Below are 11,682 nucleotides of genomic sequence, written 5' to 3' on the forward strand. Positions count from 1 at the left end.
CGAACACGGAAGTTAAGCTCTTTAGCGCCAATGGTAGTTGGGACTTTGTCCCTGTGAGAGTAGGACGTTGCCAGGCAATGAATAAAACCCCTTATGAGTCTCTTGTAAAGAGCATAGGGGTTTTTTATTTGAAATAGTTTATTATGAGTATTCAAAATAACGCTTATTAACGCGCTTATATAGATTCTTTGGAGGATTAGCTCAGCTGGGAGAGCACCTGCCTTACAAGCAGGGGGTCGGCGGTTCGATCCCGTCATCCTCCACCACCGTGCCGGTGTAGCTCAACTGGTAGAGCAACTGACTTGTAATCAGTAGGTTGGGGGTTCAAGTCCTCTTGCCGGCACCATTTATATCGGAGGGGTAGCGAAGTGGCTAAACGCGGCGGACTGTAAATCCGCTCCTTCGGGTTCGGCAGTTCGAATCTGCCCCCCTCCACCATTTTTATTGGGCTATCGCCAAGCGGTAAGGCAACGGATTTTGATTCCGTCATGCGTTGGTTCGAATCCAGCTAGCCCAGCCATAGAGAGCCATTAGCTCAGTTGGTAGAGCATCTGACTTTTAATCAGAGGGTCGAAGGTTCGAGTCCTTCATGGCTCATTTTAATAAGCGGAAGTAGTTCAGTGGTAGAACACCACCTTGCCAAGGTGGGGGTCGCGAGTTCGAACCTCGTCTTCCGCTCCATTTCTATATAAAAAAACATATTGGGGCCTTAGCTCAGCTGGGAGAGCGCCTGCCTTGCACGCAGGAGGTCAGCGGTTCGATCCCGCTAGGCTCCACCATACATATAAACGTACAACCTTTAAGCAATTTGCTTAAAGGTTTTTTTGTGTAGTTTCTACAAATTAGAATTGTATATATATTCAAAAAAGTGTCGAGTTGAGCCATCGCTCATTTAGCCGTTACAATAAGAGAGTAGCAACATTTGTGATGGGGGGACATATTATGAATAAGCTTTCAATTATTGGAGTACCAATGGATTTAGGTCAAACTCGCCGAGGGGTCGATATGGGGCCAAGTGCGATACGATATGCAGGTGTTATGGAACGCATCGAGAATATTGGATATAGTGTAGAAGATAAAGGGAATATTGAAATTGCCTTAGCTGAACGAGTACATAGTGATGAAAATACAAAATTAAAGAATTTAAAAGCTGTAGCGGATGCTAGCGAAAGACTTGCTCAGACCGTAAGTGATGTTATTACAAATAAAAGGTTTCCTTTAGTGCTAGGGGGAGATCACAGCATCGCTATCGGAACACTAGCAGGAGTAAGTCGTCATTATAAAAATTTGGGTGTAATTTGGTATGATGCACATGGAGATTTAAATACAGCAGATACGTCTCCTTCCGGAAATATTCACGGTATGCCATTGGCCGCAAGTATAGGTATAGGAGACGAAGCATTGACTCGAATTGGTGGCTATGCCCCTAAAGTCAAGCCCGAGAATATTGTGATTATCGGAGCCCGTTCTTTAGATGAAGGAGAAAAAGAGCTAATAAAGGAAAAAGGAATTAAAGTGTATACGATGCATGAGATAGATCGAATGGGTATGACAAAAGTAATGGAAGAAACAATTTTATATTTGCGTGATAAAACAGATGGCGTTCATCTATCACTCGATTTAGATGGACTGGATCCACATGATGCACCTGGAGTAGGAACGCCAGTTATCGGTGGAATAAGCTACAGAGAAAGTCATTTAGCTATGGAGATGTTGGCAGAATCTCAGCTAATCACTTCTGCCGAGTTTGTGGAAGTGAATCCTATTTTAGATGAGCGGAATAAAACAGCTACCGTAGCTGTTGCATTAATGGGCTCACTTTTAGGAGAAAAATTAGTATAAAACATTATTGCCTACCAAAAGGTACATGAAACAAATGTGAAGATAAAAAAAAAGAAGCTCTTAGTTCAGATTCTAGAGCTTCTTTATATAGAGAAAAACTTTTCATATTCATTTAATAGACCATCTAGCTCTGAGCTTACTCTCACCACTGTTAGTGATGATAAAGGATTTTCTGCTGCAAGAGTGACCATGTTATTTCTACATTCTTCAATTTGATTCAAAAGGTTTTCTTTTGTATGAGTCAAGCTTTCCACTCCTCTTCTTTTCATCTATACTAATTACATAACCTACGTACGATCTTTTTAAACGTATTTGACAAATTTTTGTTAAAATAATTAAGCATAAGTGAAACTTTATGATAAAGTACACGTATATATACTATCCCGCAATGGGCGGAGGTAACTGTTACATGGATTTATTATTAAAAAGAAAAATAAAAAAAGTAAAAAAAGGTGACCAGGATGCGTTTGCTGACATAGTAGAATATCACAAGGATAAACTTTTTCATCTATGTTATCGAATGCTAGGAAACCGGGAAGAAGCGCAAGACGCTGCACAAGAAGCGTTTATTCGAGCCTATGTAAATATTCATAGCTATGACACGAGTAAAAAGTTTTCCACCTGGCTATATCGAATTGCTACAAATCTTTGTATTGATCGAATTCGTAAAAAAAAGCCAGACTATTATTTAGATGCAGAAGTAGCCGGGACCGACGGGTTAAATATGTACTCTCAAATAGCTGCCGATCAGGCCTTACCAGAGGAAGAGCTAGAGCAAGTAGAATTGCAAGAATTCATTCAGTCGGAAATATTAAAGCTACCTGAGAAATATCGAACTGTCATTGTCCTAAAATATATAGATGAGCTGTCGTTAAAAGAAATCAGCGATATTTTAGACCTGCCTCTTGGTACGGTAAAGACTAGAATTCACAGAGGACGTGAAGCTTTAAGAAATCGACTTCGCCACTTGTAAGGAGTGAACTAAGAATGAAATGTCCAAAAATGTATGTAAACCTCATTCATGAGCATTTAGATGGAGATATTACAAAAGAAAATGAACTGTTATTAAAAGAGCATTTGCACCAATGCAAAGGTTGTCAGCAGCATATGCATCAGTTAAAAAGAACGATTGCATTTGTGCAAAGCACTTCTCATATAGAATTACCTATGAACTTTACAGCAGGTGTTATGGCCGGGTTACCACGTGAGAAGAATCGAATTCGAATGAATAGATGGTTTACAAACCATCCGATTCTTAGTGCAGCTGCTGTATTTGTGCTGTTAATGTCCGGCACGGTGTTTTCAGCTTGGGAAACGGATGAAGACTTTTCTGTTTCAAAGCAGCCGAACCTGGTCATTCACGATAAAACAGTCGTTGTACCAAAAGGTGAGACCGTCAAAGGTGATATTACTGTGAGAAATGGCGATATTAAAATTGAAGGAAAAGTAGATGGAAACGTTACTGTTATACATGGTGATAAGTATCTAGCTTCTGCAGGAGAAGTGACAGGCAATATTGAAGAGTTAGACAAGATTTTTGACTGGGTATGGTATAACGTCAAAACTCATGCCAAGCAAGCTGTTGACTTTTAATAGTTAAACATAAAACCGTCCGCTTATCTTGTTAGAGAGGAACAGTGGACGGTTTTATTTATATAAAAAGAAGGCTACATTATATAGGAACAAGGATTTAAAAATAAGATGTAATTTACAGTGTAATTTTGTTTTATGGTATAATAAAACGGTTATGTTATCTTTATTACATATATAGAGGAAGTGAGAAGATGCCTATTGGAGACCTGCCAATCCTCTCATATTTAGGAAAAATTGTTGATGTTCTCCTGGTATGGTTCGTCATATATAAATTAATTATGGTCATAAGAGGTACAAAAGCAGTACAGCTTTTAAAAGGAATCACGGTAATTTTAGTTGTCCGCTTTATAAGTAACTTCCTTGGACTAAATACGTTGCAATGGTTAATGGACCAAGCGTTAACGTATGGATTTTTAGCTATTATTATTATCTTCCAGCCAGAGCTGCGCCGAGCGCTTGAACAGCTTGGGAGAGGACGTTTGTTTTCACGCAGTAATTTGCCTGAAGAAGATGAACGTACCGTTACGATTGAGGCGATTATAAAAGCAACGCATTATATGGCTAAAAGACGCATAGGTGCATTGATCTCAATTGAAAGAGAGACGGGTATGGGTGATTATATTGAAACAGGTATACCGCTCAACTCTAATATTTCTTCTGAATTATTAATCAACTTATTTATACCGAATACACCACTTCATGATGGAGCGGTTATTTTACAGCGGGATCAAGTAGCCGCTGCAGCATGTTACTTACCTTTATCTGAAAGTCCTTTTATTTCAAAAGAATTAGGTACTCGCCATCGTGCTGCTGTAGGAATAAGTGAAGTAACAGATAGTGTGACTGTCATTGTATCTGAAGAAACTGGAGGCATTTCCGTTACCAAAAACGGTGAATTGTATCGTGAATTGACCATTGATACATTGAGAGAAATGCTAGAAAAAGAATTAGTCACAACTTCTAAAGCAACTTCTTCCACTCGTTGGCAATGGAGGTTGAAGAAGAATGGATAAATTGATGAATCGATCGTGGGTTATGAAAATTATCGCGTTGCTGTTAGCCTTCATGTTATATTTATCTGTTAATTTAGATGATGGTGCCAGTTCATCAAATAAAATTCTGAACCGAAGCAGTTCTGCCAACACTGGAGTAGAAACATTAACAGATGTTCCGGTTCAAGTATCCTACAATGAGAAGAACAGAATTGTAAGAGGTGTTCCGGATACGGTCATTATGACACTGGAAGGTCCTAAAAATATTTTGGCTCAAACAAAGCTCCAAAAAGATTATCAAGCTTATATTGACCTTGATAATTTAAGCTTAGGGCAGCATAGAGTTAAGGTTCAGTATCGAAATATCTCTGATAATTTAAACGTAGTGGTTAAGCCTGATATTGTAAATGTAACAATTGAAGAACGCGATTCAAAACAGTTTTCAGTAGAGGCAAGCTATGATAAAAATAAGGTCAAAAATGGGTATGAAGCAGGGGAAGCAACCGTTAGCCCAAGAGCCGTCACGGTAACGGGCGCATCAAGTCAATTAGACCAAGTTGCTTATGTAAAAGCTATTATTGATTTAGATAATGCTTCAAAAACAGTGACGAAACAAGCAACTGTTGTCGCATTAGACAAGAATTTAAATAAATTGAATGTAACAGTTCAACCAGAAACGGTCAATGTAACAATCCCGGTGAAAAATATTAGTAAAAAAGTGCCGATCGATGTGATTCAAGAAGGCACGCCAGGCGACGGTGTCAACATTACGAAGCTAGAGCCTAAAACAGATACCGTGAAAATTATCGGTCCATCTGATTCTTTAGAGAAAATCGATAAAATTGATAATATTCCAGTCGATGTTACCGGTATTACGAAATCTAAAGATATTAAGGTGAATGTCCCTGTTCCAGACGGAATAGATAGTGTAAGTCCTAAACAAATTACCGTTCATGTGGAAGTAGACAAACAAGGTGATGGGAAAGACGCAGAAGAAACGGACGCAAGTGCAGCTGAGACTAAGTCATTTAAGAATTTGCCGGTTTCTTTAACTGGTCAATCCTCAAAGTACACGTATGAACTGCTTTCTCCTACTTCAGTAGATGCGGATGTAAAAGGACCAAAATCTGATTTAGATAAGTTAACGAAAAGCGGCATTAGCTTGTCAGCGAATGTAGGGAATTTATCTGCTGGGGAGCACACGGTTCCTATTATAATAAATAGTCCTGACTCTGTTACATCAACACTATCGACTAAACAGGCAAAAGTTCGTGTAACAGCGAAAAAACAATCAGGGACAAATGATGAGCAAACGGATAAAGAAACAAGTGGAAGCACGAGCGATAAAGAAACAAAGCCAGACACGGGAACTGGATCAGGATCAGGAACAAATCCTGGGACGGGAAATTCAGGTGATTCAACTGATAAACCAAGCGAAGAGACTGATACACCTGAAGACAATACAGATACACCAACAGATAATACAGAAACTGGTGACGATAGTAGTAATCAAAGTGATGAAAATTCTACACCCGTAGATGGACAGACAGATAATACATCAGGAAACTAAATGTTTTGACATGAAGGAGAGAAAATTAATGGGTAAGTATTTTGGAACAGACGGAGTACGAGGAGTTGCCAATAGTGAATTAACTCCTGAGCTTGCTTTTAAAATTGGACGCTTAGGTGGTTACGTTCTAACAAAAGATGCAGAGCGACCAAAGGTATTAATCGGACGCGATACACGCGTTTCTGGTCATATGTTAGAAGGAGCGCTTGTTGCAGGCTTGCTTTCAATTGGTGCAGAAGTTATGCGATTAGGCGTTATTTCAACTCCAGGGGTAGCGTATTTAACAAAAGCACTTGGCGCACAAGCAGGAGTCATGATCTCTGCTTCACATAACCCAGTTCAAGATAACGGAATTAAATTCTTTGGTCCAGATGGATTTAAACTGTCAGATGCACAAGAGAATGAAATTGAAGCGTTAATGGATAGTGAAACAGATCAATTACCAAGACCTGTTGGGGGAGATTTAGGTCAGGTAAATGACTACTTCGAAGGTGGACAAAAATATCTTCAATACTTAAAACAAACGGTTGATGAAGACTTCTCAGGTATTCATGTTGCATTAGACTGTGCGCACGGAGCAACGTCATCGTTAGCAGCACATTTATTTGCAGATTTAGATGCGGATATCTCTACAATGGGGGCATCACCAAACGGATTAAACATCAATGACGGTGTAGGATCTACACATCCGGAAGCATTAAGTGCCTTCTTAAAAGAAAAAGGAGCGGATGTTGGGTTAGCATTTGATGGAGACGGAGATCGTTTAATCGCAATCGATGAAAAAGGCGAGATTGTAGACGGTGATCAAATCATGTTCATTTGTGCAAAGTACTTATATGAACAAGGACGTTTAAAGAAAAATACGCTTGTTTCTACCGTTATGAGTAACTTAGGCTTCTATAAAGCACTAGAAGCTAGCGGAATTGAAAGTGCACAAACTGGTGTAGGCGACCGTTATGTAGTAGAAGAAATGAAAGCTAATCAATATAACCTAGGTGGAGAACAGTCAGGTCATATTATTTTCTTAGATTACAACACAACAGGTGACGGTATGCTTTCAGCTATTCAGCTTGTAAACATTATGCAAGCAACGAAAAAGCCTTTATCAGAATTAGCAGCTGAAATGAAGAAGTATCCTCAGCTTCTTGTAAATGTAAAAGTAACGGATAAGCATCATGTTACAGATAACGAGAAGGTAAAAGTGGTTATTGAAGAAGTGGAAAAAGAAATGAACGGTAATGGCCGAGTACTTGTACGCCCTTCAGGAACAGAGCCGTTAGTACGTGTTATGGTTGAAGCACAAACACAAGAAGAATGTGAAACTTATGTAACGCGTATCGTAGAAGTAGTAAAAGAAGAAATGGGCTTAGAGTAATTCATTAATTATATGCATAAGCGGTGACGTTTCAAGCTGCTTATGCATATTTTTATATTGTTGAGAAAAATTCTTGGAAATTATCTGATGCTAAAGGCTGTTTTTACAGATAGTAAAGAAGATAATTGACGTTTTCTCACTTCTTATTGTAATATTAAATCTGTTCGTCTCTTAATTTATGTAAAGGAGTGAACAATCTATTTTAAAAGTGAATACAAAGCGCCTGAACTAAGTAAAGGGACGGAAACGACTTAGTTGACGAGGAGGAGGTTTATCGAAGTATCGGCGGATGCCTCCCGGTTGTTGATTATCACGGCCGAAAACTTGATGTGAAAAACAATGAGGTGACTTATTGGACAAAAGCATTGAGATGATAATCATTGATGATGAAAAGAGACTCTCTTTTCATACATGAAGGAGGATTTTATCTATGTGCGGAATTGTAGGATATATTGGAACAGAAGATTCGAAAGAAATTTTATTACGTGGTCTTGAAAAGTTAGAATATCGTGGCTATGACTCAGCAGGTATTGCAGTTGTTAACAATGAAGGCGTACACGTATTCAAAGAAAAAGGCCGTATTGCAGAATTGCGTCAGGCAGTAGATAACAGTGTTGTAGCACCAGCAGGTATCGGTCATACGCGTTGGGCAACTCATGGTGTACCAAGCCAAGAAAATGCTCACCCGCATCAAAGTACATCTGGACGCTTCACGCTTGTGCATAATGGTGTAATTGAAAACTACGCTATTTTAAAACGTGAATATTTACAAGATGTAACGTTCAAAAGCGAAACGGATACAGAAGTAATCGTTCAGTTAATTGAAAAAATCGCAGCAGAAGGCTTAGATGTAGAAGAAGCGTTCCGCAAGACAGTAAGCTTGCTTCACGGTTCTTATGCACTAGCTCTTGTTGATAACGAAGATAAAAATACAATCTACGTAGCTAAAAACAAAAGCCCGCTTCTTGTAGGTGTTGGCGAAGGATTTAACGTTGTAGCAAGCGATGCTATGGCAATGCTTCAAGTAACAGATCAGTACGTAGAATTAATGGATAAAGAAACAGTAATTGTTACAAAAGAAGGCGTAACAATTAAAACGCTTGATGGTGAAGTGGTAGAAAGAGCACCTTACACAGCAGAGCTTGATGCAAGTGATATTGAAAAAGGTACGTACCCTCACTATATGTTAAAAGAAATTGATGAGCAGCCTTTAGTTGTTCGTAAAATCATTCAAGAGTATCAAAATGAAAACAATGAACTGCACATTGATGCAGACATTTTAGGAGCAATGGATGAAGCAGACCGCATCTATATCGTAGCATGTGGAACAAGCTATCATGCAGGCCTAGTAGGTAAACAATTCATTGAAACGTGGGCGAAGGTTCCGGTAGAAGTGCACGTAGCAAGTGAATTCTCTTACAACATGCCGCTTTTATCTGAAAAGCCACTGTTTATCTTTATTTCTCAAAGTGGAGAAACAGCTGACAGCCGTGCAGTATTAGTTCAAATTAAAGAACTAGGTTACAAAGCGTTAACAATCACAAACGTTCCGGGATCAACATTATCTCGTGAATCTGATTATACGTTATTACTTCATGCAGGTCCGGAAATTGCTGTAGCATCAACAAAAGCTTATACAGCTCAATTAGCAGTCCTATCAATTCTAGCGGCTGTAACAGCAAAAACACGCGGCATTGAATTAGAATTTGATTTAGTTCAAGAGTTAGCGATCGTAGCAAACACAATGGAAGTACTTTGCGACGACAAAGAAGAAATGGAAAGCATTGCTCTTCAATTCTTAGCAACAACTCGCAACGCATTCTTTATTGGACGTTCTGTTGATTATTATGTAGGTTTAGAAGGCGCGTTAAAACTAAAAGAAATCTCTTACATTCAAGCAGAAGGATTTGCTGGAGGAGAGCTTAAGCACGGAACAATCGCTTTAATTGAAAACAATACGCCAATTATTGCATTAGCAACACAAGAACATGTAAACTTAAGCATCCGTGGTAACGTAAAAGAAGTAGTAGCACGTGGAGCTAATCCTTGTATCATTTCAATGAAAGGATTAGAAACAGAAGAAGATCGCTACGTGATTCCGAAAGTTCACGAAACACTTTCACCACTAGCAGCGGTTATTCCTTTACAATTAATCTCTTACTACGCTGCATTGCACCGCGATTGCGATGTAGATAAACCACGTAACTTAGCAAAATCAGTTACTGTAGAATAATAAGGTTCTAGACACCCTTCTATTATAGAAGGGTGTTTTTGTATATAATTCTCATTGAGCTAAAAAATATATTTGCTTGCTTCATTTATTTTATATAATAGAGTAGGTAAATGAACGAAACTCATTTATAAAAAAGGAAGTGAAAAGTATTAGTGGAGTAGCTCAAAGTATAAAGTACGTGTTGCGAGGCATCTTTTTTGTCTTGTATTTTCCCTTTTATTTTGTATTTCAAATTTTGTGTAAGATATGGATATATTTTATCGCTAAGCCCCTCATATGGATAGGAACAAGAATTATTCAACCTGTCATTGATTTCATTTGGAGATACATTATACGTTTTTTATTCGTTTATCCTATTTCTTGGCTATGGAGTGTCCTCATCTATCCTTTTATTCTCTTCGTTTGGAAACGATGTTTTTTGCCTATAACTAGATTTATATGGAAGTATGTTTTATACCCTGTTTTATACATGGTTTGTTACCCTTGTTATCTTCTATGGAAATATGTTGTGCTGCCATTTTACAATGAAATTGTTATTCCCGTGGTTTCATTTTGTCAGCGTATATTCTTCTGTTTTTGGAAAGGAGTTAAGTGGATCATAATTCATATGATCTACTATCCTTTACGGTGGATTTGGGTGAGATGTATATACAAACCGCTGAAAAAAGTATATACAAAAATCATTCAGCCTGTTATCAAATGGTTTTCTCATTTATTTAGTTAACGAAATATACCAAAAGATTGCTTGTCTTTTTTAGGTATTAAACTCGAAAGATAAGAGGGAATTGATGTATAATAAAAACGGATATATCATTGCCTATTTATTTTATTAGATTCAATTTTGAAAGAGAGTGAAACAATATGGGCCGTAAGTGGAACAATATTAAAGAAAAGAAAGCGTCAAAAGATGCTAATACAAGTCGTATATATGCCAAGTTTGGCCGTGAGATTTATGTGGCTGCAAAACAAGGTGAGCCAGATCCAGAATCAAACCAAGCGTTAAAAGTTGTATTAGAACGCGCGAAAACATACAATGTGCCAAAAGCAATTATTGACCGTGCCATTGAAAAAGCAAAGGGCGGTTCAGAAGAAAATTACGATAATCTTCGTTACGAAGGTTTTGGACCAAATGGCTCAATGGTTATCGTAGATGCTCTTACGAATAACGTAAACAGAACAGCTTCAGACGTGCGTGCTGCCTTTGGTAAAAACGGCGGTAATATGGGAGTAAGCGGATCAGTAGCGTATATGTTTGATCCAACAGCTGTTATTGGTGTAGAAGGTAAGGATGAAGAAGAGACGCTAGAACTGTTAATGGAAGCAGAAGTAGACGTGCGTGACATTTTAGAAGAAGAAGATTCTGTAATTGTTTATGCTGATCCGGATCAATTCCATGCGGTACAAAAAGCGTTCAACGATGCTGGTATTACGGAATTTACAGTAGCTGAGCAAACGATGCTTGCTCAAAATGATGTAACTCTTCCTGAAGATGCACAAGCTCAGTTTGAAAAAATGATTGATGCATTAGAGGACTTAGAAGATGTGCAGCAAGTATATCACAACGTTGATTTAGGATAATAGTGAAAGAGGCAGACCTATCAAAGAGGTCTGTCTTTTTTTATAGGCCGTGTGAAAAGCATCTATTGACCCTTTCCCTTCGTTTGGAATATGGTAAGATAATGAATTAAGAATAGAAAATAGTAGAATTTTATAAGGAATAAATGGAGGGAAAGCAGTTGAAAAAATTAATGGTGGGGATGGCGTTAACAGCTACGCTTGCAACGGCTGTAACGCCTGGCTTTGGCTCAATTGGGGGAAATCAAGAAAAGGCATATGCAGCAACAGTTACATATAAAGTAACGGCAAGCAAGCTAAATGTGAGAAGCGGAGCGGGAACGAATTACGGGATTATCGGCAGCGTAGTAAAAGATCAAACACTATCTGTGGTGAGCAAAAGCGGAAGCTGGTACAAAATTAACTATAACGGCCGCACAGGCTATGTAAGCAGCGATTATGTACAGTCATCAGGAACAACAGCGCCACCAGCAGAAAGCACAACGTATACAGTAACGGCAAG

Annotated in this window: 10 protein-coding genes, 7 tRNA genes and 1 rRNA gene; 17 read left to right on the top strand and 1 reads right to left on the bottom strand. The window is 38.5% G+C overall.

Annotation, left to right across the window (positions count from 1 at the left end; translation table 11 throughout):
- The 9 genes from rrf to rocF form a co-directional block, all read left to right on the top strand.
- Nucleotides 1–76 (top strand): 5S ribosomal RNA (gene rrf / locus ACRPLY_RS26580); the annotation flags it as partial.
- A gap of 114 nt (nt 77–190) precedes the next feature.
- Nucleotides 191–266: transfer RNA gene (locus tag ACRPLY_RS26585), tRNA-Val, on the top strand.
- A gap of 4 nt (nt 267–270) precedes the next feature.
- Nucleotides 271–346 (top strand) — tRNA-Thr (locus tag ACRPLY_RS26590).
- A gap of 8 nt (nt 347–354) precedes the next feature.
- Nucleotides 355–438: transfer RNA gene (locus ACRPLY_RS26595), tRNA-Tyr, on the top strand.
- A 7-nt stretch (nt 439–445) separates the two neighbouring features.
- A tRNA-Gln gene (locus ACRPLY_RS26600) sits at nt 446–520 on the top strand.
- A gap of 4 nt (nt 521–524) precedes the next feature.
- A tRNA-Lys gene (locus tag ACRPLY_RS26605) sits at nt 525–597 on the top strand.
- A gap of 9 nt (nt 598–606) precedes the next feature.
- Nucleotides 607–681: transfer RNA gene (locus ACRPLY_RS26610), tRNA-Gly, on the top strand.
- 22 nt (nt 682–703) lie between these two features.
- Nucleotides 704–779 (top strand) — tRNA-Ala (locus ACRPLY_RS26615).
- 163 nt (nt 780–942) lie between these two features.
- On the top strand, nt 943–1,842 hold the full coding sequence (gene rocF / locus ACRPLY_RS26620) for an arginase (protein WP_325077480.1): 900 nt from the start codon (nt 943–945) through the stop codon (nt 1,840–1,842).
- Between the two features lie 83 nt (nt 1,843–1,925).
- On the opposite strand, the gene ACRPLY_RS26625 is transcribed toward rocF, so the two are convergent.
- Nucleotides 1,926–2,087: an aspartyl-phosphate phosphatase Spo0E family protein gene (locus tag ACRPLY_RS26625; protein WP_013054968.1), complete on the bottom strand. Its 162-nt coding sequence runs from the start codon at nt 2,085–2,087 to the stop codon at nt 1,926–1,928.
- A gap of 164 nt (nt 2,088–2,251) precedes the next feature.
- Between ACRPLY_RS26625 and sigW the strand changes: the two genes are divergently transcribed.
- The 8 genes from sigW to ACRPLY_RS26665 form a co-directional block, all read left to right on the top strand.
- Nucleotides 2,252–2,815 (top strand): RNA polymerase sigma factor SigW, encoded by a 564-nt coding sequence (gene sigW, locus ACRPLY_RS26630; RefSeq protein WP_013054969.1) that lies wholly within the window; start codon nt 2,252–2,254, stop codon nt 2,813–2,815.
- A 14-nt stretch (nt 2,816–2,829) separates the two neighbouring features.
- On the top strand, nt 2,830–3,435 hold the full coding sequence (locus ACRPLY_RS26635; protein ID WP_013081391.1) for an anti-sigma factor family protein: 606 nt from the start codon (nt 2,830–2,832) through the stop codon (nt 3,433–3,435).
- 191 nt (nt 3,436–3,626) lie between these two features.
- On the top strand, nt 3,627–4,448 hold the full coding sequence (gene cdaA / locus ACRPLY_RS26640; protein ID WP_013054971.1) for a diadenylate cyclase CdaA: 822 nt from the start codon (nt 3,627–3,629) through the stop codon (nt 4,446–4,448).
- Complete coding sequence (locus ACRPLY_RS26645) at nt 4,441–5,997, top strand: CdaR family protein (RefSeq protein WP_325077479.1); 1,557 nt, start codon at nt 4,441–4,443, stop codon at nt 5,995–5,997. The genes cdaA and ACRPLY_RS26645 overlap by 8 nt, the downstream gene beginning before the upstream one ends.
- A 28-nt stretch (nt 5,998–6,025) precedes the next feature.
- Nucleotides 6,026–7,372, top strand: coding sequence for a phosphoglucosamine mutase (gene glmM, locus ACRPLY_RS26650; RefSeq protein WP_028411905.1), 1,347 nt, complete (start codon nt 6,026–6,028; stop codon nt 7,370–7,372).
- Between the two features lie 430 nt (nt 7,373–7,802).
- A complete protein-coding gene (gene glmS, locus ACRPLY_RS26655; protein WP_014461996.1) occupies nt 7,803–9,605 on the top strand; it encodes a glutamine--fructose-6-phosphate transaminase (isomerizing) in 1,803 nt (600 codons plus the stop codon).
- A gap of 861 nt (nt 9,606–10,466) precedes the next feature.
- The gene (locus ACRPLY_RS26660) at nt 10,467–11,183 is read left to right on the top strand and encodes a YebC/PmpR family DNA-binding transcriptional regulator (RefSeq protein WP_098113864.1); all 717 of its coding nucleotides are present in this window, start codon (nt 10,467–10,469) and stop codon (nt 11,181–11,183) included.
- 158 nt (nt 11,184–11,341) lie between these two features.
- The coding region (locus ACRPLY_RS26665; RefSeq protein WP_432232213.1) for an SH3 domain-containing protein at nt 11,342–11,682 on the top strand (341 nt) is incomplete at its 3' end.

The organism is Priestia sp. TGN 0903 (assembly GCF_050846855.1).
Classification (GTDB): domain Bacteria; phylum Bacillota; class Bacilli; order Bacillales; family Bacillaceae_H; genus Priestia; species Priestia zanthoxyli.